At 35.5% G+C, this 23711-nt stretch carries 29 protein-coding genes; 6 read left to right on the forward strand and 23 right to left on the reverse strand.

The features are described 5' to 3' along the window. Window positions 1-133: 133 nt before the first annotated feature. The 12 genes from G5B43_RS07265 to G5B43_RS07320 form a co-directional block, all read right to left on the reverse strand. Window positions 134-3247: an efflux RND transporter permease subunit gene (locus tag G5B43_RS07265; protein WP_165294022.1), complete on the reverse strand. Its 3114-nt coding sequence runs from the start codon at window positions 3245-3247 to the stop codon at window positions 134-136. Between the two features lies 1 nt (window position 3248). Then, entirely contained in the window at window positions 3249-3551 is a 303-nt protein-coding gene (locus G5B43_RS07270; RefSeq protein WP_165294023.1) for an efflux RND transporter periplasmic adaptor subunit, read from the reverse strand. Beyond that, window positions 3545-4315, reverse strand: a complete 771-nt coding sequence (locus G5B43_RS07275; RefSeq protein WP_165294024.1) for an efflux RND transporter periplasmic adaptor subunit — start codon at window positions 4313-4315, stop codon at window positions 3545-3547. The genes G5B43_RS07270 and G5B43_RS07275 overlap by 7 nt, the downstream gene beginning before the upstream one ends. A 4-nt stretch (window positions 4316-4319) precedes the next feature. After that, complete coding sequence (locus G5B43_RS07280; protein ID WP_165294025.1) at window positions 4320-5672, reverse strand: TolC family protein; 1353 nt, start codon at window positions 5670-5672, stop codon at window positions 4320-4322. A 74-nt stretch (window positions 5673-5746) separates the two neighbouring features. Continuing rightward, window positions 5747-6625, reverse strand: a complete 879-nt coding sequence (locus G5B43_RS07285; protein WP_165294026.1) for a lysophospholipid acyltransferase family protein — start codon at window positions 6623-6625, stop codon at window positions 5747-5749. A gap of 2 nt (window positions 6626-6627) precedes the next feature. Next, window positions 6628-7545 (reverse strand): DUF6268 family outer membrane beta-barrel protein, encoded by a 918-nt coding sequence (locus G5B43_RS07290; protein WP_165294027.1) that lies wholly within the window; start codon window positions 7543-7545, stop codon window positions 6628-6630. Window positions 7546-7807: 262 nt separating this feature from the next. Then, window positions 7808-8425, reverse strand: a complete 618-nt coding sequence (locus tag G5B43_RS07295) for an outer membrane beta-barrel protein (RefSeq protein ID WP_165294028.1) — start codon at window positions 8423-8425, stop codon at window positions 7808-7810. 139 nt (window positions 8426-8564) lie between these two features. Then, a complete protein-coding gene (locus tag G5B43_RS07300) occupies window positions 8565-9320 on the reverse strand; it encodes a LytR/AlgR family response regulator transcription factor (RefSeq protein WP_165294029.1) in 756 nt (251 codons plus the stop codon). Then, window positions 9317-10099 (reverse strand): sensor histidine kinase, encoded by a 783-nt coding sequence (locus G5B43_RS07305; RefSeq protein WP_240904787.1) that lies wholly within the window; start codon window positions 10097-10099, stop codon window positions 9317-9319. The genes G5B43_RS07300 and G5B43_RS07305 overlap by 4 nt, the downstream gene beginning before the upstream one ends. A gap of 506 nt (window positions 10100-10605) precedes the next feature. After that, a complete protein-coding gene (locus G5B43_RS07310) occupies window positions 10606-10995 on the reverse strand; it encodes a RidA family protein (RefSeq protein ID WP_165294031.1) in 390 nt (129 codons plus the stop codon). Window positions 10996-11084: 89 nt separating this feature from the next. Further along, complete coding sequence (locus G5B43_RS07315) at window positions 11085-11654, reverse strand: Crp/Fnr family transcriptional regulator (protein ID WP_165294032.1); 570 nt, start codon at window positions 11652-11654, stop codon at window positions 11085-11087. A 171-nt stretch (window positions 11655-11825) separates the two neighbouring features. Then, the gene (locus G5B43_RS07320) at window positions 11826-12299 is read right to left on the reverse strand and encodes a nuclear transport factor 2 family protein (RefSeq protein WP_165294033.1); all 474 of its coding nucleotides are present in this window, start codon (window positions 12297-12299) and stop codon (window positions 11826-11828) included. 114 nt (window positions 12300-12413) lie between these two features. Between G5B43_RS07320 and G5B43_RS07325 the strand changes: the two genes are divergently transcribed. Further along, the gene (locus G5B43_RS07325) at window positions 12414-12827 is read left to right on the forward strand and encodes a winged helix-turn-helix transcriptional regulator (protein WP_165294034.1); all 414 of its coding nucleotides are present in this window, start codon (window positions 12414-12416) and stop codon (window positions 12825-12827) included. A 127-nt stretch (window positions 12828-12954) separates the two neighbouring features. Here the strand turns inward: G5B43_RS07325 and G5B43_RS07330 are convergent, their stop codons facing one another. From G5B43_RS07330 to G5B43_RS07360, 7 genes are all read right to left on the reverse strand, one after another. Then, window positions 12955-14022 (reverse strand): ferredoxin--NADP reductase, encoded by a 1068-nt coding sequence (locus G5B43_RS07330; RefSeq protein WP_165294035.1) that lies wholly within the window; start codon window positions 14020-14022, stop codon window positions 12955-12957. Window positions 14023-14094: 72 nt separating this feature from the next. Next, entirely contained in the window at window positions 14095-14523 is a 429-nt protein-coding gene (locus G5B43_RS07335) for a hypothetical protein (protein WP_165294036.1), read from the reverse strand. A gap of 96 nt (window positions 14524-14619) precedes the next feature. Continuing rightward, the gene (locus G5B43_RS07340) at window positions 14620-15099 is read right to left on the reverse strand and encodes a DUF4405 domain-containing protein (protein WP_165294037.1); all 480 of its coding nucleotides are present in this window, start codon (window positions 15097-15099) and stop codon (window positions 14620-14622) included. 10 nt (window positions 15100-15109) lie between these two features. Continuing rightward, complete coding sequence (locus G5B43_RS07345) at window positions 15110-15700, reverse strand: NAD(P)H-dependent oxidoreductase (protein ID WP_165294038.1); 591 nt, start codon at window positions 15698-15700, stop codon at window positions 15110-15112. A 111-nt stretch (window positions 15701-15811) separates the two neighbouring features. Further along, window positions 15812-16345 (reverse strand): Crp/Fnr family transcriptional regulator, encoded by a 534-nt coding sequence (locus G5B43_RS07350; protein WP_165294039.1) that lies wholly within the window; start codon window positions 16343-16345, stop codon window positions 15812-15814. A 35-nt stretch (window positions 16346-16380) separates the two neighbouring features. Continuing rightward, complete coding sequence (locus G5B43_RS07355; protein ID WP_165294040.1) at window positions 16381-16887, reverse strand: GNAT family N-acetyltransferase; 507 nt, start codon at window positions 16885-16887, stop codon at window positions 16381-16383. A gap of 12 nt (window positions 16888-16899) precedes the next feature. Then, entirely contained in the window at window positions 16900-17280 is a 381-nt protein-coding gene (locus G5B43_RS07360) for a hypothetical protein (RefSeq protein ID WP_165294041.1), read from the reverse strand. Window positions 17281-17635: 355 nt separating this feature from the next. Here G5B43_RS07360 and G5B43_RS07365 point away from each other — a divergent pair, with 355 nt between their 5' ends. After that, window positions 17636-18400: an SDR family NAD(P)-dependent oxidoreductase gene (locus G5B43_RS07365; RefSeq protein WP_165294042.1), complete on the forward strand. Its 765-nt coding sequence runs from the start codon at window positions 17636-17638 to the stop codon at window positions 18398-18400. A gap of 20 nt (window positions 18401-18420) precedes the next feature. Next, a complete protein-coding gene (locus G5B43_RS07370; RefSeq protein WP_165294043.1) occupies window positions 18421-19341 on the forward strand; it encodes a helix-turn-helix domain-containing protein in 921 nt (306 codons plus the stop codon). 56 nt (window positions 19342-19397) lie between these two features. Here the strand turns inward: G5B43_RS07370 and G5B43_RS07375 are convergent, their stop codons facing one another. Together G5B43_RS07375 and G5B43_RS07380 are read right to left on the reverse strand one after the other, a co-directional pair. Beyond that, window positions 19398-19937, reverse strand: coding sequence for a Crp/Fnr family transcriptional regulator (locus tag G5B43_RS07375; protein WP_165294044.1), 540 nt, complete (start codon window positions 19935-19937; stop codon window positions 19398-19400). 97 nt (window positions 19938-20034) lie between these two features. Continuing rightward, complete coding sequence (locus tag G5B43_RS07380) at window positions 20035-20412, reverse strand: winged helix-turn-helix transcriptional regulator (protein ID WP_165294045.1); 378 nt, start codon at window positions 20410-20412, stop codon at window positions 20035-20037. 152 nt (window positions 20413-20564) lie between these two features. Between G5B43_RS07380 and G5B43_RS07385 the strand changes: the two genes are divergently transcribed. Both G5B43_RS07385 and G5B43_RS19690 read left to right on the forward strand, forming a co-directional pair. Then, entirely contained in the window at window positions 20565-21332 is a 768-nt protein-coding gene (locus G5B43_RS07385; protein WP_165294046.1) for a hypothetical protein, read from the forward strand. Beyond that, window positions 21319-21564 carry a DUF2798 domain-containing protein gene (locus G5B43_RS19690; RefSeq protein WP_165294047.1) on the forward strand — a complete coding sequence of 82 codons (246 nt, stop codon included), beginning with the start codon at window positions 21319-21321 and terminating at the stop codon, window positions 21562-21564. Before G5B43_RS07385 ends, G5B43_RS19690 begins: the two co-directional genes overlap by 14 nt. 211 nt (window positions 21565-21775) lie before the next feature. Here G5B43_RS19690 and G5B43_RS07395 read toward each other — a convergent pair whose 3' ends face one another. Beyond that, window positions 21776-22162 carry a winged helix-turn-helix transcriptional regulator gene (locus G5B43_RS07395; RefSeq protein ID WP_206367265.1) on the reverse strand — a complete coding sequence of 129 codons (387 nt, stop codon included), beginning with the start codon at window positions 22160-22162 and terminating at the stop codon, window positions 21776-21778. Between the two features lie 73 nt (window positions 22163-22235). Between G5B43_RS07395 and G5B43_RS07400 the strand changes: the two genes are divergently transcribed. Further along, on the forward strand, window positions 22236-23111 hold the full coding sequence (locus G5B43_RS07400) for an NmrA family NAD(P)-binding protein (RefSeq protein ID WP_165294048.1): 876 nt from the start codon (window positions 22236-22238) through the stop codon (window positions 23109-23111). A 111-nt stretch (window positions 23112-23222) separates the two neighbouring features. Here the strand turns inward: G5B43_RS07400 and G5B43_RS07405 are convergent. Continuing rightward, the coding region (locus G5B43_RS07405; RefSeq protein ID WP_165294049.1) for a helix-turn-helix domain-containing protein at window positions 23223-23711 on the reverse strand (489 nt) is incomplete at its 5' end.

A 23711-nucleotide genomic window follows, 5' to 3' on the forward strand; every position in this document is an offset into this window, starting at 1 on the left:
AAAATGATATATTATTTTTATTTATACATTGATATCAATGCGAACCGTCCCCCGTTGTTTATGACATTGCATCTCAACATTTTTGCTCTATTCATAATACAATTGTTAATAAACATATTTATATAGTCAGTATTCAAATATCATTTTCAACCAGAACTATTTTTTTATGTTTGTTTAGACTCATTCGTATCATGATTCGCTCCAAGATGTAATATAGAAGGGGTACAACAATAAGAGTCAGAAACAAAGAACTGATTAACCCGCCTATTATTACCCAGCCCAACCCATTCTTCCATTCGGCAGCTGCACCAGTAGCTAAGGCGACTGGCAACATGCCGATTACCATAGCGAGCGTTGTCATTACAATAGGTCTGAAGCGTTGATGTGTGGCATTTATCAATGCTTCTTGTAATGGAACACCTTGGGATTTAAGATGATTTGTATAATCCACCAATAATATCGCATTCTTAGCAACAAGACCGATGAGAACCACAAGACCCAACATTGTAAAGATGTTCAAGGTTTCCATTGTCAATGCTAATGCAAGAAGTGCTCCTATTACAGCCAGTGGTAAAGATGCCAGGATTACTAAAGGATACACCAAGCTATCGTATAGCAATACCAAAATAACATATACCAACAAGATAGAAACCATAAGCGCAAGTCCCAATGACCCGGAACTCTCATCCTGCATTTCAAGTTCTCCTCCAGGTATTACCTCTATTTGATCGGATAGGTGCAGATCTTCGACGACTTTATTTATATCTGCTCCGATATCTCCCAGAGGTCTTCCTGCAATCTGAGAGCTGATCATAACTGAAGGCATTCTATCCCTGCGTTCTAAAATGGTCGGGCCTTCGGTTTCTTGTATCTGTGCGAACTGTTTCAATTGTATCAATTCTCCTTCGTTATTCAATAGAGAGAGATTTTCAACATGACCAATCTGTCTTCTATCTGATTTATCGAGTCTCATATTGATATCATACTCCACATCACCCCTTAGAAATTTACCATCAGTATTACCATTAAATGCCAAATTCAGGGTCTGACCGAGGTTTTCGAAGGATACTCCCAAATGTGCCATTTTCTCTCTGTCTGCCACGATGCTAATCTGGGGATCTCCATCTTTTGATGAAATTTGGGGCCCCATAACCCCATTGATGTTTTTAATTTCCTTCAATATTATATTGGCGGCAACTCGAACAGAATCTACGTCTCTGCCAACTATATAATATTGTACGGGGGCTTCATCGATATTCCCCATCATGTCGGTCATACCAAGGCTTACAATCGTTCCGGGCAGTGTACGCTCTAGTTCCAGCTTCAAATATCCTGCAAGGTCCTTCGCCGATACGGAACGTTCGTTATGGGGTATAAGTTTTACTCGTATTTCTGACAAACGAGCCTGCACTTGCCCGCTTTCCTCAGCCCCTACAGTGGTAAAAATATTCTCCACTAATGGGTTGTTTATCACCGTATTTTCAGCTTTTAAAGTAATCTGATTTGTGTGCTGTAAAGTGACGTCACGGGGTAGCTCCAACTTAATTACAAACTGTCCCTGATCACCCTGGGGGGCAAAATCACTCCCGATAAAACCCATGCCAACCAAGGCGAAACTACCTATAAACATACTGCCAACAGTTAGAAGGACAATCATTTTGTGTTTGAAAGACCATTTCAATAGGTCTCCGAACCACAACGCTATATCCGAGATGCCCTTTTCGAAAAGTAATTGAAACCTCCCTAAAACCGAGTCCTTTCGAATATGCTCATATTTACCAAACCGGGAATAAAGCAATGGTACAACTGTCAAGGACACGATTAAACTGATTAGCACAGAAATGGCGATGGTGAGCGCAAACTGTCGGAATACGTCGGAAATAGTGCCTTCGGTCAGAGATATGGGTACAAACACCACCACGATTACTAATGTAATTGAAAGAACCGTAGACCCTATTTCCTTAACTCCATCATATGCTGCCTGGATTACTGTTTTTCCTCTTTCAAGATGTTTATGAATGTTTTCGATTACAACGATGGCATCATCGACCAGTATACCAATCACCAATGTCAATGCAAGCAATGACATGATATTCAGGCTAAATCCCAATAGCAACAAGGGAATGAATGTAATTATCAGAGAAAAAGGTATCGCAACGGCGGCGAAAATGGAATTTCTGAAACTCTGTAAAAACAGAAATACCGTAGCTGCGACCAAAATTATTGCTAACAAGAGATCGAATAGTACAGAATTTGCACTCCGAACCGTAAATTCAGCATTATCTACTGCGACAACAAAAGACATCTTCTCTTGATGGTATTTTGCTTCTATAGATTCTAATCTAGCAGTCACTGCTTTAGAAATCTCTACCGTGTTGGCATCCGAAGAACGTTGGATCGTAATACCAACTGAAGGAATACCGTTTGTTCTGTTAATGGTCTTGACTTCCTTATAGGTTTCTGCAACTTCTGCAATATCCCGTACTTTTATTACCGTAGCATCAGGTAACGTTTTCACAACAACATCTCCAATATCCCAAGGTCTTTTGAACCTCCCTTCTAAACGGATCTGCAATTGTTTGTTCTCATTGATGAGCTTTCCCACTGGAAAATCCATGTTCGTAACTTGTATTTTTCGGGTAATATCTCCTATTGATAAACCATAGGACTTTATCTTGTCCTCATCCAAGTTAACTTGCACTTCTTTTTCAAGTCCCCCGATAAGCGACACCCTTCCGACTCCCGGAATCCTTTCAAGTTGAGGTTTTATTTCACGGTCTACAATATCAAAAAGATCCATTTCTTCAATCGTAGATGTAACACCGATAGTCATTATAGGAATGTCAGTAATTTTAAAATCTGTAATGGCGGGATCTTTGGCATCATCCGGCAGATCAGAGCGTATGGCATTGACTTTTCTTTGTGCGTCCTGAATAGCTTTATTTAGGTTTGTTGATCCTTTCAAATTGATGGTGACAAGGGAAAAATTTTCCATGGATGTAGCTGAGATATCATCTATACCCTCCAAAGAAGACACAGCTTCTTCTATTTTTTTTGTCACTGCGTTTTCGACTTCCTGTGCGGCAGCTCCAGGATATATGGTGCTGATAGATATGGTACCTGTAGCTATTTCCGGCATTAATTCCTGATTGATGTTCATTAAGGCATATAAACCAAACAGCAATAGGGTGGCAGAGCAGATAATGATTGCAGAGGGACGTTTGATGGAGAATCTGGCTATTTTCATATTATAATCTATTTAATATGGAAACAGGTATTCCATCCGATAAATTAATTTGTCCGCTATTTATGACCGTATCGTTTAAAGCTAGGCCTGAAATAACTTCCAGTGTTTCATTATCGTAATATCCTATCCTTATACTTCTTTTGTAGGCTTTACCATCTTTGACAATGAAAACGGACGGGTTTTTCATTCCGCCTACGACAGATTTTCGATTTATCGTAATCGTTGGCATTGATGTTTTAGAAGATTCGATAAATGCTATAGCATACATTCCTGGTTTTAGGCGGATATCTTTACTTTTCAGCATGATTTCCACAGCGTAGGAATGTAGCTCATTGCTGTGGGGGCAACCCTATACACAACACCCGAAAAGCTCTCGTTGTTTAAAGAGGGAAGATGTACTTTTACTTGCTCCCCTTTATTGATCTTGAGTATATCTGCTTCGGTAATACTTACCTGTAACTTTAGACCATTTCCAGAAAAAATATGAGCTATTTCACTTCCTGTTGTTACCCATTGTCCATCTTCAACAAAATCTTTAGAAATAATCCCTGAAGAAGGAGCGACGATAGTCGTATGAGCAATTTGATCCTCAAGTTCTGTAATACGTCTTTCTACTTCCCGTAAAGATAGCTGAGCATTTTCGACCTCCTGCTGAGCCACCGCACCTTGCATTTGTAAGGATTCGTAACGTTGTACATCGTTAGCTTTTTTCTCGTAGTCTGCCCGGGTACTCACTAAAGCTTTTTTTAGAACCTCATTTTCAATCTGAACGATTATATCACCTTTTTTAACGCTGTCACCCATTCTTTTGTATTTCCTTGTGATAGTACCCTGTGCTTTTGAGAGTATAAGTATCTCATTATCTGGAATGATACTTCCGTGTAGGGAAAGGTTATTTTGTAACCTCAGCAACTCGGGCTTTTCAACGATAACCGGGATTGTCATATTGACAACAGTCGACTGTTCTAATTTCTTCTCCATCCCTTCCTTGTTAGCAGACAATTTCCAGATCATGAGTGCGATAAGGATAATTGATACCGCTACCGGTATGATAATTCTTATTTTCATTTCATTAATATTTTGATAAGGTCTTTAATTTTCCTAATGCCTTCAATAAATCCACTTCCGCTTTCTTATGATTGATAAGTTCTCTGGTGAATGCTATTTTTGTATCCAAAAGAGTTGTCTCTGTTTCAAAAACATCGATTATGTCAATTAAACCTTCATTATACAGCAGGTTTGTTTTATTGTAATTATCCTCAGCCAGTAGCAGATTCTGTTTTTGATCTTCGATGGAAGAAAGAGAAACATTAAGTTGGCTGATTGCATTGAGTTTGTTAGATACAATATTTTGCTGCATTTCCCTCATCTGAAAATCAATGTTTTGCTTTTGGAAATGATACTGCTGAATCTTGTTACGTTTAGCAAATCCATCAAAAATTGGAATATTTAATCTTAAACCTAAAGCAACAGAGTTATACCACGGGTCTTTTGTGAGCCGCAATTGGTCTGATTGAAACTGATATCCACCAGAAACCAAACTGGACAAAGTGGGCAAATATTTATTCTTTTCCTGTCTGAGGAGGTAATCTATCATTTCCTTTTTCTTTTCAAGAATATCAAGTTCGACATGACTGCTGTCCAAAGTTGAGATCAAGGAATTAGGTGTAGTTTCAGATGTGGAAAGATGATAATCAACCCTCAATACTTCTTCCACAGGCATTCCGATTAGCGTCTTTAGATAATTGTTTTGTTGGAATACAATATTTTCTACTTTTTTCCTATTTAACTTAAGATTATTGATATTTACCTGGATACGATTTAGATCCACTTGTCTAGAAACTCCCTTTATCACCTTTTCGTGGACTATTTCGGCCAATGATTGCTGCTTGGAAAGCATGGCATCTATATCTTTGAGCTCCTCGGATGAGCCCATTAATCCATAGAATACATGGCTGACATTATAAATCATTTCGTCTTCAGTAAGTAATCCTCTAAGTTGATACAGTTCCTGGTCAGTTCGGGCAATTTTTAGCCCAACGAATAAACTCGGGTCATAGATCACTTGTTCCAACTGTATAGAGAAATCCAATACATTCTTGGCTCCCATCTGAACGGGTATTTTCGTGCCAGGTGTTCCCACCAGTTCACCCGGGAGAATCATAGTGGGGATGACCAGATTCCGATCTATTAAACCCCTACCAGATACCTGTGGTAATATTTTCGATTTGACTTCGCTGATTCGGTATTGCGATTCTTTTTGTTCTAGATCAACCTGTCGTATTTTTAGATTATTCCGTAGTGCATAATCTATACACCCTTCCAAAGTCAGACCGGACAAAGTCTGCTGGGCATTTATCTTTCCAATTATCAGAGTGAAAAATAGTAATAGATAAAACCTTAAGGGCTGATGTTTTAATTTCATGTTTATTTACTTTTAATTCGGCATATCTAGACTGTACGGTTACTATATAGTCTGGCCTAGGATAAACCAAAGAATTATCTTTTCCACCGCTTATGTGTCCATAGCCAGCCATATGGTTCTTCTTTGATATTTTCTGTGAGCAACTCAATATACTTTTGAGTAATTTCACCCACTTTTGTTGATTCTGCTTTTGCATTTATGGGTATGCAGCTTACCTTGTAATTTCCTTTTGTAAGTTGCGTGATATGTAGGTATATGACAGCCGATTCACTTGTACAGGCCAGTTTTTCCATTCCTGAAAAAAAATATGTTTCCTGATTCAATAAAGTGAACCTGTATTTTTCATCTTTTATCTTTGGACGTTGGTCTGCTATAAAAAGGTACACAGCTGGAGACGAGTTCATGGAAAGTATATATCGTGTTACCGCTTTGTCACGAATTAACTTCATACCGAAACGAGAGCGGAGTTTGACCATAAGACTATTCGCTAGCTTGGAACTCAACGGCTTGTATACTGCATGAACGTCGTACTGAACTTTATGAGGTAAAAAATTTAATACTTCCCAATTACCACAGTGTCCAACAGAAGCGATAACATTGCGCCCTGATTTTATATATAGATCCACTAACTCGAGGTTCTCAAATATTACTTTTTTGTCAAGTGTTTTTGTTGGAATAGAAACACCTTTTATCATTTCGGCAAAATAGGCCACAAAGCATTCATAGAATTTTTTTACGATGGCATGAATCTCTCCGTATTGCTTTTCGGGGAATGAACGGGCAACATTTTGAATGACAACTTCTTTTCTGTATCCAACTAAATAATAAGCAATGAAAAAAGTAAAAGAAGCCATCCCATACAAGAAAGTCATTGGCAGCAGACTTATAAGATAAATAGCTACATAAATAGATTTAAACACAAAATGCCGCAGGGTTTGCTTCAAATAATCCATCTTCAAAATTTCATCTTTAATCCGGCTGATACATAGGGTGATACAGAAAAATAGTAATCGTTATCAGATGCAAAAACACCTTTCAGGGTTCTGTCGCTATAAGATGCCGGGCGATAGAGATTGAGCCCTGCCATACCGGTTACAGATAGTTTTTCATTGATCTTATATTCTGGACGGAATCCAGTAACGATATACTGATGAGAAAAAATTACATCCTTTCCGTCTTTTTTCAACAAAGCAACCTGACCATTCATTTCGAGAGCGTACGAAAGTTTAAATTTATCATTGATATCGTAACCTGCCGACACCTCCAGTCCGTCCACAAGCTCTACGTTCAGGTCAAATTTGCCTTCGCTCTTCCACTTGACATACACGGCAGGAAATACCATTGGATATCCTAATGAACTATTTATTGCAACCCCGCCCCCTATGGAGAGATTAGGTTTCAAATGACGTATAAAAATGGCACTTCCACTTGCAAGTACATTTTTGAAGCTGATTTTTGAAAAATCGGTAGAAGGAGTAAATACACCCATACCAAGACTTGCCCTCATTGACCATTTGTCATTCAATGGTCGCAAATGATAAATTCCGACTTGAAAATTCATAATTTCGGACACCATTTGATCAGAGAACTTTTGGTTTTTCAACGAAACATATGATCCTCCAAGACCGATGCCCCATGCTGTAGGGCGATTATTTTCATTCATTTTTAAGGACAAAGGGATATTGGCCGCTGCTTGGTATACCATAGCAGACCCTTTAGCATCTCCTATTTTCTCTTTTGGCTTCTCACCAGGAGGCAGATAGTAGTATCCTGATTTTCCGAGATACTCTGTTTTGAAAGTTACTTCCTGTGCTTTTCCCTGTAGGTAGAGCAATGTCACTAGCGTTGTTAATAATAATGACTTTAATTTCATTTGATTTAAATTTCTATTGAGATAATTTCTATTTTGTTAATAAAAGTAATGATGAATGAATCAGGACAGAAAGCTATAAACTGTGGACTTCAGGATCAAAGGAATGGACTGCAGAATATAAAGGATGAAATGCAATTTAAAATTTACTGAACGTGTGAGACAGGTTAGCGGAAGTTCCTGCGCACCGAATTTCAGTCATCTTGTAATTAGACGCGAATTTAAAATTCAGTGCGCAGACTTTATTTAATTGCAGTGACAGGTATTAAAATTTATAGCCTATACCGATGGATACACCTTGGTTTTTCATAGATCCTCCCATGCCTTTGTGCAGATCGGCGAGTCCAAATTTGTAACTTGCATTTATCTGCCAGCTCTTAGAAAAGTCGTAACCAATGATTGCCGCTAGACCATAATCAAAACGGTTCATCGTGGTTCCTGTTCCATTATTCTTTTTATATAGGTTTACCCCATCCAATTTCGTGCTGATGCCATAACCGGCATACCCACCTGCACCTATAAAAGCCTTCCCATTTCCAAGCTCGCCCTGAACAATTCCATAAACAGGCACCTCTACTCCGAGAGATTTAAGCTTATCCGATGATCTATTGGTTGGAGATTCGAGTTTAGAGGTGTTGTAGTAAATTTCGATACCAGATTGAATTGCGAAATTTGAGCTTAGGTCATATTTTATAAAACCACCTACGGAACCGCCAAAGCTCATTTTACTTTTTAAGCTTTTCATATCACCTCTCAAGCGATAATTTGATAGACCTGCGCCGGCTTTGAAACCAACAGATAACGGGGTCTCCTGTGCGGATAATTGTGAAGAGAAAATCAGTGAGCTTACTGCAAAAATAAATGTTAATACGTTCTTTTTCATTGTTCTAAAATTTTAATGTTGTTTTTAAATTCTGAACAAAAGAACGATGAACGGTGCGGTTAAGAAATCACTAAGGGATAGACTTTAGATTTTAATAAATGAAATGCAATATACAAAGGATGGATTTTTCAGCATTAAGCTATTGTACGATACCGTCCATCCATTTTAGAAAGTCCGGTACGCGCACCCGGCTTACCAAAACTTCATGGGGACATTCCGGCGAAAAAGAAAGTTTCAGACGGCTATTAAAGTATTTTGCAACATTTTCAATGGCTTTGACATTCCCGATGCAATTACGCGATACTCGGAAAAACAAACGGCTATCAAGCTGTTGATCCAATTGATCTAAAGTATAGTTAATAATATATCGTCTGTCGTTGAACGTGTGAAGGAAGACGACCCCGTCTTCACTGTAAAAATGGCCAATATCCTTGGTTTCAATATAATGATAGTTTTCCCCCTTGGATATCAGGAAACGGTTTTTGGTCTTGAGTGATAGTAGTTGCTCAAAATTCTTCGAATTGCTTTTATAAGATTGGTTATAAAATATATTCTCAAATTTGTTTAGCGCTGTCTCCAGTTCACTTTCATCAAATGGTTTTAAGAGGTAATCGATGCTGTTTAGCTTAAACGCCTTGATAGCATGTTCATCGTAAGCTGTTGTAAATATAACAGGTGTTGTAACGTCCACATGGTTAAATATTTCGAAGCAATTGCCGTCTGCAAGACGAATATCCATAAGAATAAGATCAACAACGGATTCTTTCAGAAAACCAATGGTATCTATGACCGTTTTTGTTTGCATCTCCAATTGATAATCTGGACGTAATTTCATCATCATTCGTTTTAGTTCTTCGGATGCAAACCGTTCGTCTTCTACTATCAGGTATTTCATGACTGTATATATGGGATTTTTACAATAAACATTTCCTCGGTATGCTCCACAATAACATCCTTGCCGTATAATTTATATTGCTGCGTGATATATTTCAGTCCAATTCCACCTTTATCAGCACCGCTTGATGACTGGATGTTATTTTCGACTGTGATATGTTCGTAATCAATATTAATTGTGATATTTAATGTTGATTCTTCTGTTGCGATATTGTGTTTGAAGGCATTTTCTATAAGCAGTTGTAGCGTCAAGGGAATAATCTTATATTGTTCAGAGGAAGATATTTTATTTACTGTAAAAGTAAACGCATTTTCAAATCGCATTCTCATTAGGAATATATATGAATCCAAAGCATTCAATTCTTCGGTCACCGATACCACTGGCTGCTGGGTGAGTGAGAGTACATACCGATAGGTTTTTGAAAGAGCTTTCGTAAACTTGTTGGCATTTTCCTGATTTATATATATTAAAGAAGATAAGACATTTAATGAATTGAATAAGAAATGTGGATTTATCTGTGCCCTCAATGTTTCATGTTGGAATAGCAATACTCTCCGTTTCGCTATTTCCGAATCCGCTATGGCTTTTTGTTCGGACTGGAAATAATAAATGAGTTCAAATGACAGCAGAATGGGGATGTTATTTGTCATTGCAAATCCAAATTTGACAAGAAATGACGGTAGCCCTTCTTCGGAAATCAATAAGACGTCATAAATCACGTAATTGAACAGACATAATATAATCAGACATATTACGACCAGCCCTGTAATATCAGCCATGATTCGGTATAGAATATTTTTGGAATAAGGCAAGTGCTTATTAAGGAATCTTAATAAAATAAAATCTGCTATACACATGGTAACAATTACCAAATAATGCGAAAACAACTGGATATGAAAATTGTTGCACAAATCTTCCTTCATCAGAATAATGCTGAAAAGCATTTGACACAAAGCATAAATCAATGTGGAAGAGAAAAAAATGAGCAGATTTCTAATACCTATTTTTTTAAATTGAATCATATTTCATATCAAAAATAAAATTTTCATTTGAGGTGTACGACGGATCACTCATATTTCTGATGAACTTCATTATTTGATGGATGAATTTAACATTTAATTGGCTGAATACTTTTGATATTCTCTCTATTAGGTATGAACTCTTGACTAAAAATGTAAATCCATTTGTATTAACAAATGGATTTACCATAAAAAAAGTGACTAAATAAGTAGAAATTCAAGTATAAAATAATTAGACTACATATCCTTAATTTGAAATAATTAACTTACTTAACAACCGTTGCTTCTAATTCCACTTTGAGGGTTTCGAATAGGCTGACAACTTCAAGTAAAGTCAATGCTTGTTTAGTTTCGTGTTTGTCAATCCAATCTTGAAATATTGAAAAATGAGGCCATAATTCTTCGGTTGATGTCGTATAAATATTTAACCTAACAATATTACTACAGGAGTATCCAGCTTCAATAATTACGCGTTCAAGGTTAGCTAAACTTTTAATAAGCTGTGTTTTCATATCTTCAGTACTAGAGATTCCATCATCATTGATGGCTGTCTGTCCTGAAACATATAAGGTGCCTTCTACATTTTTAACCTCAATTGCTTGATTATAACTTCTGGCGTCTTGCCATTTCCATGGGTTTATTGCATTAATTTCCATACATATAATATTATAAATGAACAGTACAAATATGAAAAGAGCAGAAATAATTAACGTTGATATTAGGCACATTTTTGATGTGACAAATATCACAGGATTCTACTTAATGACTCTCTTGAGACACCTAAATAGGCAGCTAATTGACTTTTTGGCAGCCTATTTTTTAGCTTCGGATATTGTTTTAAAAAATGTTCAAAACGTTGTGCGGTGTTTAAGGTTAACCATGAAAGGATTCGACGTTGTAATCCTAAAAAACCATGATTAGCTTTTTCTAAGAAAAATCTAAGCATTTTAGGATGTTCATTGCATAATTTAATATAGTCATCATATTTTAATGCCAGTACGGTTGTATCTTCCATACAAATTAATGAGAGTGTAGCTGGTGTTCGGGTATAAAATGCATAAAAATCACTTTCCCACCAATCCTCCATAGCAAACGATACAATGTGCTCTTTACCGGATTGGTCTAAATAAACCAATTTAGTAAGTCCAGAAATAATAAAATAATGATACTTTGCTTTATCACCTTCATTTAAAATGTACTGGTGTTTTTTATATCTTTTTAACTGAAAATGACTAACTATGAATTCTTTATCGTCTGAATCTAAAGAAATTATAGTCTCAATATGTTTAAGTAATATTTCAAAATTGGCATCCAATGTGATCCTTATAAAGCTTTTTTACTAAAATTAATACAAAGATATGTCGAATTGTTTGAACTAAGAATATTGCTATTACAATACCCGCAACAATTGTCTCATATTTAAGAGGTTTTTTACATATTTTATGCTATCATAGCATCCCACGAATGGTTTCGCTGTGTCGATCACCTATTTTTCGACTGTGTTAAACACAGCTTTAACAGCTTCTAAATCTCCATTACCAAATGCTTTAATGACAGCATAAGGATCCCAATATTCTCTATAAAAATTTATAAGACCCTCTTTTAGAGTAAAATACATCACCCAATTTTGTTGATATAATTGTCCCGTGGTTGGGATTCGGGTTTCTCCATAGACTTCAGTCCAGTAAGTTTGTTCATCTACCTGATATACCCTGATACTGTCATATTTTATATTCGGCATATTGGGGAGTCCTCCTTTCAGATAATTGTACCATTCTTCAAAGTTCATCTTTGGGGTTGTGCCGAGTGAGGATGCATAAGGAAATTCAACAATAGTATTAGGATGAAATAGGTCGATAACTACTTCAGCACTATCATTTAATCCCATTAATAGTTTGTTGAAAATTATTTCTCCTGCATTTTTTGGAAGGTTCTGATCTTTTTCTGATTTGTTTACCATTGTATTTAACGTTTTTTATATTAATTGCTTTTAACAAAATTAGATGTAATTTTATACATTTGAAAGTAGGTACCCTGAAGTACAGTATATACTTTTAAGTATAAATTAAGCGCAATGACACATAACCAAGAAAAAAAAGTTGATAATTATTTAAGATTGCAGCAAAGCTTTTTGTTAAAGTCTAGTCTGGACACAAGTTGTATATTAAATCAATCGCTCGCACTGATCGCGAATAAGTGGACACTGCTTGTTCTGATGGCGTTGATGCAGGGGGTAAAACGAACAAACGAACTTCAAAAACAAATTAACGATATTTCACCGAAGATGCTGAATGAAACGCTTAAGAGATTGATTGATTACAAGATGGTACAACGTAAGGTATATCCAGAGGTTCCGCCCCGAGTAGAGTATTGTCTAACAAAGTTTGGAAAAAGCACCGCTGACCCATTAGCCGTATTATTGGATTGGTCTGTAGAAAACGAAGAGATATTGCGGTCTCTTTTTGAGCAATTCAATAAGAAGGCTTAGTCTCGGTTTTCTGTAATCAGATCCAACACTTATATAAAGCATGCCTGAAATTCCAACGACTAGGAAAATTAAGAAAATGAAGCGGGTGACGTAATTTCTGTTCAATTTCATAAAAGCAAATTCTTATTCAGTTAAATTCAATTACTACGTCATCAGATTTTGGATACCCTACACAAGTAAGGACATATCCGTCTTTTATTTGTTTCTCTGTAAGCCCTTCGGTTGTTAGCATTTCTACATTTCCAGATATACACTTCCCTGCACAGCTTATACAATTTCCACTTTGACAGGAATAGGGCAAATCAATTCCCGATTCAAGCCCGGCAAATAAAATAGACTTACCCGAGGATACTTTTACTTCGTGTTCTTTTCTGTTAAAAAGTATTTTAATCTGACGTTCTTCTGATATAGGCTTTCCTTTTGTGACTGTATAGAAACTTTCTTTAAAAATCACCTCTTTAGAAAATCCTGTTTCTATTATCGTTTTGGTTGCCATGTCCATCAGTCCTTGTGGACCACATAGGTAAAACAAAGAGCTTGTCTCTTTCGTAATTTGCAACTCGTTAAAAATAGTTTTTAGGTGTGTAGTATTGATTCTGTGGGCATTTTTCTTTTTAAATAGTCTTGCAAAAAATCCGGATTTTGATTGGTTGCACTTCATTTCATCTCCCCAATAATGAACGATACGGAAACGTGATGAATATTCAGAAGACAATCGTTTCAATTGGTCATAAAATATCGTAGCAGCCTGGTTAGCGCTCACGTAGACTAAGGATACCCTAGAGATTGAGTTCCCTGTGAGTACTGACTTAACCATAGAAAATAAAGGTGTAATCCCGCTTCCACAGGCAATCAGCACGATATGGTTTGGAATGTTTTCCGGTTTTAAATTAAAATTTCCCATAGGTGGCAATACAATCATCGTATCACCGGCTTTGAGATTATCATTAAGGTGGTTAGACATTTTTCCACCTTTTACCTTTTTTACGGTTACGGAAAGGTCTTTATCGATATAAGGGGAAGAGGAAAGAGAATAAGCCCGGCGCTCTTCCTTTCCGTCAATTTCGGCAATTAGAGTTAGAAATTGACCTGACAAGTAATCAAATTGTTGCTCGGCCTGGGAGAAGTGTATTGTTATAGAATCCGCAGTTTCCGGTACAATCTCCTTAACATATAATATGGTTTTGTCACCCATAGTTTTTTTTATTAAATCAATTAATTTTTCGGAGCAGTATGAACATTTTATGAACTGCTTTCTTACGTGTTTTTACTTAGAAAAATTTAGCTTGTCTTCTTTTGGCATAAATAGATTTAACTTTCTGCACCAACTAAAGAAGCATTTTAATTCGTTTTGATCGAGCTTACCGAAATGAAAAATTTTATAAGGAAACGGAATTATATTAGAATAAACACCATTTGTTGAGAAAACAAGAATTAATTTTTTACTGTTATTTTCCAATTGAAAATCTTCTTTAAGCTTTTCTTGCATACTTTCAAAAAATGTTACGTTTGACCACTCTTCATATTTCAATAGCACTAACCAATCACAATATTTTACAAAATGCCAATAGTCATCTTCATTACTATAATTGTTGCTTATATAGACTTGGTTTCCATTGTTCCAGAAGAAGTCTGCAATATCATAGAGACATTCATCTACTCGTTCTTCACTATTTTCTACTACTAAATATTTCATTACTATAATTTTCATTTGTGTTGTCGCTCCTTAACCACTTATCAAATATTATCAATTTATGATGTCTAGATATTTCGTAAGTGATCGATTTTTAAACTATTCACTCATAATCAAATCAATTATTTCTTCTGGATTAGAATCGTTGTTAATCCAAATGTCTTCTATTGTAGTAGCTTTTTCAATTGATATACCATTTCCCCTCAGTTTTTCAGATGCTTTTTCATAATTGACATCTAACGCCTTAAAAGCATCATTGATAGGTGCTTTTATCATTTTATTGAAAATGATTAGGTCCACGGGAGGAGACATCCTTTCTGAGATAATTAGTATAACAGATAGAGTTAATACACCTAATAAAGCAGGAATAAAGACACCTTTCTTGAAATGTATTCTTAATGCTTTCCAATTGAGTATAATGTGGAAAATGGCACATATAATGAAAAACGCACCTAAAATTTCGTGTACAACTTCTGTATAACCATCAAATAAATGGAAAAGCATCAATAAGCCAGATATTCCGACTACAAGGAAAACTAAGGATACAAAAGGAGTAATATAGTTTCTATTCAGTTTCATAATTCCAAGTTTAGTTAAATTTTGAAAACCTATTTTCAATATCAGTTAACCATTTCACCCTTTTTTCCTGACTTACTGACTTTACCATGTTATAGCTAATCCATTTAAGATTTTTATATCCCATAGTTTTGAAAACACTTTTTATCATTGCTTTCTTGATTAAGTTGCCAATAAGTAGCGAATACATTATTTTGGGTTTATTCATGGTTGTGATCACTGTCACACCTTTTAAGTTTTTTAAAAGGGGTACTAAACCAAAACCCCTTGGATGGTGATCGTATACAACATCTGGAGTAAGAACTCTATCAACAAATCCTTTGGTCATTGCTGGCATTAAATCCCACCAAATGGGAAAAATAAAAATTAGGTGGTTTGCTTTTTCCAGTCGTTCATTATAGTCTATTACTTGTGGATCCACAGGTTTGTGGTCCACAAATGCTTTCAAGTCTGCCTTAGACATTACAGGATTAAATCCATCATTATCAAGATGCATAAGATCTATTTCGTGATTTGCATCTTTAAGCCCTTTGGTCACGGAATTTAAAATTGCGTTTCCAAAGCTACCTTCGTAGGGATGATTGAATACGATTACTACTCTCATTTTTACTTTGCTTAAATTTTATACTGCAAAGTTGAGAAGTAGCAAATGCTTGAACGATAACAATTGTTAAGAAAAAGAATAGTAAAAAATAATTAGAAATTTGTGCATGAATTACTGCCTGTTTCGTATTCTACTTAACGAAACAGGTGTAATTCCTAAATAAGATGCAACATAATGTTGCGGAATACGTAAGAGTATCTCAGGTTTTTCTTGAAATAATTTCCTATAACGGACTTCTGGTTTATCCTGGATACGTGCAATCAACAAATTTTGGTATAATGCAAGACGGCTAATCAGGTACTTGTTGAACAGTTTTTCAAAGCTTTTATCATTTTGCAACAAATTCATTTCCTCTTTATCAATGTACAAAAGGACCGAATCTTCAATCGTCTCAATACTGTAGGAACAGGGGGTGTTATAAAAGAAGCTTTCAGTAGCACAAAATAGTTGTTCTTCAAAAAGAAATTGAAAGGTAATTTCCTTCCCGTCATTATTTGTCCAACCTCTGAGTATACCCTTTTCTAAATAATAGAACTTGGAGGAAACTTCACCTTCTTTAATAATGATCGTTCCTTTCTTATAGTTTTCTTTTTTAGCCAACCCAAATAGGTATTGATTTAATTGATTTTGTTCCTGTTCAGTCATTAACTTTCATTATTTTGTTCACTTTAAAAACGTTGTTAATCTAATTTAATCTCAAAATAACAAACATCTGCATTGTGGTAATGAGAAGGAAGATCCGCAAAATCTCTTAGCTTTTCGATCCCTAAAAAATTGAAACCACAATTTTGGTAATGTTGAATCAGCCTTTTATTTTCCCCACAGGTATCCATACGGATGTATTTTTTGTCTTTGGCGAAGTCTTTTGACCAATCTACGATGATCTTTACATAATTGTTACCTCTGAAATTCGGGTTTGTGGCTATTCTATGAATATAAAGAGCAGATACCCCATCGTCATTTTTCCAAATTTCCGGGTCGCTGTATGTAATTGCCCAAACGCACGCAATCTCCCCATCAATCAATAATTTAAATTGTCGATTATCAATAATTTCCTCTTCGATTAATGCTTTATCAAATTGTGGCCATTGATTTTCAGGAAACTTTTCCTTCTGCAAAGATGTGGCTAATTTATAAAGTTTAAAAATTTCAGGTATGTCATTTTTCGTACTATTTACTATTTCCATAATATGCTGCTATTATACTGCTGACCCTAAATTGCTTTCGTTCGGGCTACCTTCTATTTGCAATGTCATTTCCTCACATTTGAATACCTTACCGTCTTTAATCAGAAATTCTGCAAAAACTTTATGTTTAACCACTTCACCAGTATTGAGAATGCTGGTTACTTGGTGCTTAGTGAAAATCGAATGGTCATTTTCTGCTAAGTTTAAAAATGCTATATCCACTTGCTGAATTTTGTCTTTCAACTTTTTAATGTGTTTTTTAAAGGTTTCAAAATCTAATTCCACATTGTCCACAATCTGAATATAATTTTCACTGAAATATTTATTAATCAATGTTTCATCGTAATTTTTATTTTCAATTACGTCTTTGAATAATGCTTTTATAAAATCCATATTATTTGTTTTTGACAAAGTTACTTCCGCTCGTACGGAATAAACGATAACAATTGTAAAGAAATTGTACGCAGAATCACAAACATTAAAACAGACTAAGAAGGAGGAATAAACCAATCTTGAGGCTTCTAGTGATATCTTGGAATCTACTTTGGGAATGAGGGCTATGAATCTATTGATAACATACTCAGTTTAAAATCATCTTATTAATAGTGAAAATGCTTTCAGCGCGAAATCTTTTATTTAATGGTATTTCTTGATTGAATTGCGGATTTAGCCACAAACGTACCGGATTGGGATACGTCGGCTGTTAATGTTTTGAAGACCTTTGTACGGTAATTAAAATTAAATCATAATGAACAAACAAAAAATTGCATTAGTAACCGGCGGAAGCCGTGGAATAGGTCGGGATATAGCACTTAACTTAGCGAAAAAAGGTTTAGATGTAATTATCACCTACCTATCCAATGAAAAAGCAGCCAATGAGGTTGTGGAACAGATAAAATCCTATGGAAATAAAGCGGCAGCTTTACAATTGGACGTTGCCGTCTACGAAGCTTATGCCCCTTTTTTTTCGGAGAAATTATTACCGTTGCTAAAAAATGATTTCGACAACTTACAATTAGATTATCTGATAAACAACGCAGGAGCTATTACGTTTTCAATTTTTGAGGATACTACCATTGATCAATTTAAGGAGATGATACACATCCATCTTATGGCACCTTTCTTTATCACCCAGCATGCTTTACGTATGATGAACGACGGAGGAGGAATAGTGAATATTTCAACCGGACTAACGCGTTTTGCCACACAGGGATTTGCGGCGTATGCTTCTATGAAAGGCGGACTTGAAGTACTTACTAAATATCAAGCTAAAGAATTGGGAACACGAAGAATCCGGGCAAATTCAGTAGCGCCGGGAGCTATCGAGACCGATATTTTAGGAGGTGCCGTGAGAGACAACAAAGAAATGAATGCCGCATTAGCTGCCGAAACAGCCTTGGGACGAGTTGGCTTGCCTAATGATATCGGTGCTGTAGTTGCTTTTCTGTGTACTGAAGAAGCTTATTGGATCAATGCTCAACGAATTGAAGTGTCGGGTGGTAGTAACTTGTAATTATTTGGTAAATTTGACCTATGGAAGAAATCATTCAAGTTAAAACGATTAGTGAATTTCACCGTCTGTATAATTTACCTAAGCCTTTACACCCGTTGATCAGCTTGGTAGATTATGCGGAAATGTATAAGGGTGGAACGATTAAATGTTGGTCGCAGTCATTTTATTCCATTGCATTAAAGAAGAATGTACTGGGGAAATTTAATTATGGACAATTGCCTTATGACTTCGATGAAGGCTTGATGTCATTTTTTGCACCAGGACAAATCCTAAATATTAAATTCAACGATGAATTACCCGGGCAGGAGCCATCGGGATGGATACTGCTTATCCATCCCGATTTTTTATGGAATACCACGCTGGCAAAAACGATAAAGCAATATGAATATTTCGGATATGCCATTAATGAAGCACTTTTTCTTTCCGATGAGGAAGAGTACAATATGGGTATCCTTTTGGACAACATCCGCGAAGAATACAGCAAGAATATGGATGATTTCAGTAAAAAGATCATCATCTCCCAAATCGAACTCTTGTTGAATTATGCAGATCGATATTACAAAAGACAATTCATTACGCGGGAGCGTAGTAACCACGAATTACTCACTAAGTTTGAGGAATTATTAGAACTGTATTTTAACGAAAAAAACGACAGGCAACAGGTGCTTCCAACAGTAAAGTATTTCAGTGAAAAATTGAACAAAACGCCCGATTATCTGAGTAGCGTGTTGAAGAATACAACAGGAAGTAATGCCAGCCAACATATCCAGCTCAAACTTATAGAGGTTGCCAAGCTCAAACTCTCTACCACAGCACTTACCGTAAGCGAGATCGCCTATGACTTAGGATTTGAACAACCACAATCATTAAGCAAACTATTCAAAAGGGTTACACGCCAGACACCGCTTGAATTCAGGAATTTATATCAGCAGAATACGTGAATAGGTTTTAGTATCACCTTAAAACCAGGACTCTATTAAATTCATTCATATCGCAATTATCGTCTGTTTCGTATTCTGCTTAATGAAACAGAAGTTATGCCTAAATAGGAAGCGATATAATGTTGAGGAATACGCTGAATAATGTAAGGATGCTTCTTAATAAGCTCTTCGTATCTTTTTTGAGGTGAATTTTTTAAATAGGAAAAAAAAAGATTTTGACTTTGTAAAAGCCGTTGAAATAGATGTTCGAGTATATTATCTTTAATATCCGGCAAACTCATTAATGCTTCTTGAAACTCTTTCTGAGTGATAGTTTGTAGCACACAGGGTTCAATCGTTTCTATACTATATAGACTGGGTTTGTTTGTCATAAAACTTTCAATAGACGACACACCACTACCTTCAAAGAAAAATTGAGTTGTTATATCTTTTCCGTTGTTGTTAATCCAAGTTCGTAAACAACCTTTTTCCACGAAAAACATTTTTTTGGAAATTTCACCTTCTTCAAGAAGAGTAGTTTTAGCAGGAATCTCTATTCGTTTAAAAAGATGACTAAGCATACTCCACTTTTCGGTATTTTTTTTTGCTTCATTCATTGTTTTCGATTTAATTACATTTTAATAGGCCGAAGCTTTTATAAAATATCTTAATTCACTTTAGTGATGGTCTGTTGTCATTTTAACCAAAAAAAAATTATCCTCCCACGAGAAGAGTTTCAGCGTTCAAATTTTCTTGCTTCTTGTAAAAGTCGTTCATAAACTCAGTCCCCCATTTTTCCATCATATCAACAAGGGGTAAAAGCGATTCGCCTACTTCAGTTAAAAAATATTCAACCTTAGGAGGGAGTACCGGATAAATAACTTTTCTAACAACACCATATGCCTCCAACTCTTTAAGTTGTAAGTTCAAAACTCTTTTGCTCGCAAGCGGATGTTTCTTGGCGAGTTCACTCGGCCTTCGTATTCCTTGGTTGATAGAATCAATTAAGCAAGGCTTCCATTTACCTCCAATAATCTCAAAAGTAATACTCATTCCACAACTAAAATCTTTCGGTATTTTTTTCTCGTACATAGCTGTTCTATTTTAGGGAATAAATTTACGACATATTTCGTTTTCAGTATCATAGGGATAATATTATCCCTATAGCAATATTTTTTCACTTATTTTTTCACCTGCATAAGGTCAGTACATTTGCTCATAATTAATCATTAAAATTAAAAAAAATGGAATTATCAAATAGAGACAAAGCTGAAGTTATACAAAATAGCATTGAAACTGAAACTTTAGCAGAAATAGGGTTGATCAGTCCTACCTCCTATAAACAACACAATCCAAATGTAGCTACGGGCTTACAAGCAATTCTGGGCTTGCACGATCAGATGCCGATGGAAAAAGTTTATACCAATGTAGTCCGTAAGTTTCAAGATGGAGATTATGGATTTGTTCATGTAGACTATTTCCTTTTTGAACCCACCGTCGCTTTTGACATACACCGGTTTGAAAACGGAATAAGTGTTGAACATTGGGATAATCTTCAAACAAATCCAAAAAAACTGAATAAAAGCGGAAGGACAATGACCGACGGAAAGACCAAGGCAAAAGATCATCATAAAACTGAGGTTAACAAAGCACTTGTTAAAGACTTTGTTCAAAATGTTCTTATTAATGGGCAAATTGAGTTGGTGTCAAATTATTTTAGGGGAGACGAATTGATTCAACATAATCCACATATGGGCGACGGGGTACAAGAATTTATTAATGTGTTGGAACAATGGAAAAAGGACGATAAACCTCAAAGTTATAGTAAAATACATAAAGTGCTTGGAGAGGGGAATTTCGTTTTGGTATTAAGTGAAGGCTTTTTTAAAGGAGCACACGTTGCTTTCTATGATCTTTATAGAGTTGAAGAAGATAAAATTATAGAGCATTGGGACGTCGTTGAAACAATACCTGAACCTGGAAAACAAAAAAATGATAATGGTAAATTCTAAGAAAGATAGACGATACAGAATAATTAGTACCTTTTTTGTAGTGCTGCCCACCACTTTTGTAATGTCCGTTTTGTCAAGTATTACTGACGGGGTTTTAGCTGAAAATTGGATCGGTGAACTTTTTAAATCATGGTTTTTTTCATTACCCATTGTTTACGCTTGCGTACTGCTCCTATTGCCAGTTGCTAACAAAATAACGAGCAAGATTTTCAATAGAAAAGTAGATTCATAAAAAAAGAGTGTTCCTAAAAATTTGTTTTTTTTTGAACACTCTTTTTTTTAGTTACCATCAATTATGATTGGAAAATAAGGTCAAACGTAATTTTAAAAATGCTTTTCAGTAGATAAATGATCGATTTATAATTTGATTATTGAGAATCCAAATCAAATTTGATAAGTGTTAAGTTTAGGTGTAAGACTGGAAAAAATGAGTTTGCTTCAAGTTAATTTTTATCTTGAAGAAGCGATTGTATCACTTCCTTACGGTTGGACAATCCAAATTCAATTAATGTATTCAAGACCACCCAAATTTCTTGAGCGTGCTTCGTTAATTGATAGTAAGAGATATCTTGTGTGGGTGTAAATTCAATTTTTTTTTCAATCAGCTGATGAGCTTCCAACAACGAAAGTTCAGAACTTAGTACTTTCGGGGAAATACCATCAGAAACGTCAAAGAAGTCTTTAAACCGTAATTTTTCATAATAATGTAAGTTTAAAAGAATACAGAAACGCCATTTTCCACTTAATAAATCTAAGGTATCTCTCAATGCTAAAAATCTTTGTTTCAATATTTTTTCACTTTCTATACACGGTTTTATTTTCTTTTCCATGATACTTTCATAAAGGTTACTAATCACAAATTTACCAAATAAGGAAAGTAACTTTGCTTAAAATAATAAAAAAATGAAAAAAATATTAGTAACAGGAGCTACCGGAAAACAAGGGAGTGCCACAGCCTATGAATTGCTGAAAAATAATTTTGAGGTATATGCACTTACTAGAAATCCTCATTCTACAGAAGCCGTCAATTTAGAAAAAGCTGGAGCAATTTTAGTGAAAGGCGATTTAGAAAATATTGAAGGATTAAGTGAAATATTTAAAAAAGTCGACGGACTTTATTTAGTCCTTCCTCCTGTATGGATTTCCAGCAAAGAGACAGATGAGGAAGAAGCGAAAATTGGAATACAAACAATCAAATTAGCAGAAAATCAAGGTGTTAAATTTATACTTTATTCATCAGTTTTAGGATCGGATAAGCAGGACTTATTTAGGCCAAAATTTAAATTTACAATCGAGAAATACTTGTTAGAAAGTGATTTGCAAGGAGCAGTGATAAGACCTGCTTCTTTTATGGAAAACCTACTTTTGCCAAGTTTCGGATTGGGAGACGGTAAGTTTATCAATCCCTTACCCGAAGAAAAGGCGATCCCTTGGGTGACTACCAATGATATTGGAACCTTTGCGCGAATAATATTTCAAAATCATACAGAATTTAACGGCAAAACAATTGATTTTGGAGGTGATCTTTTTACTCCTAAACAAACTTTAAAACTATTGGAGGAGAAGCTGAAGCAACCATTCGATTTCGTACAGGTACCGCTGGAAACACTTTATCAACAAAGTGAAACATTTGCCAGATTGGTTGAAATGATCGACAAAGAAGGTTATGATCCTATTGATTACAAACTTATATCTTCTTGGATGCCAAAGCTAACAGGCTTTGGGCAGTGGATGGATGAAATAGGAATCAGAAAAATAAAGGAACTACAATATAAATAAAGTAAGATTCGCATTTAATTAAAGATGACCAGAGGAAATTTCTGGTCATTTTTTGTTTTAAAAAACATAGCTGTATTGGAAAGTTGGATGGACTTTGCTAGTTCTCTTTTTTCAGTTAAACGATTGCCGAAACCTCAAAGGCGAAACGTTTGTCTTTGTCTTGAATAGTTTGCTAAACGATTGTGAATGTTCAAAACCTAAATCGTAAGCGATTTCGCTTATGGAAAGATTTGTCGTGGAAAGTTTTTCTTTGGCTTTTTCTATCAGTTTGTCGTGAATGTGCTGCTGTGTGTTTTGACCGGTTACCTCTCGCAGCAAACTGCTTAAGTAACTAGCCGAAACATTCAATTCCTCTGAAACATATTGAACAGATGGCAGAGCCCTCATTGTCAAATCGTCACTGTTAAAGTAATCTATCAACAGTTTTTCTAAACGTTCCAAAATTTGATGATTGGCTTTTTCCCTTGTGATGAACTGGCGGCTGTAAAATCTTTCCGAATAACTAAGCAATGTTTCAACGTGCGAAATAATGATTTGTTTGCTGAACTTGTCAATATTGGAATGATACTCCTGCCTGATATTTTGTATAATACTGTTTAG

The sequence above is a fragment of the Sphingobacterium sp. SGR-19 genome, assembly GCF_011043555.1.
GTDB lineage: Bacteria > Bacteroidota > Bacteroidia > Sphingobacteriales > Sphingobacteriaceae > Sphingobacterium.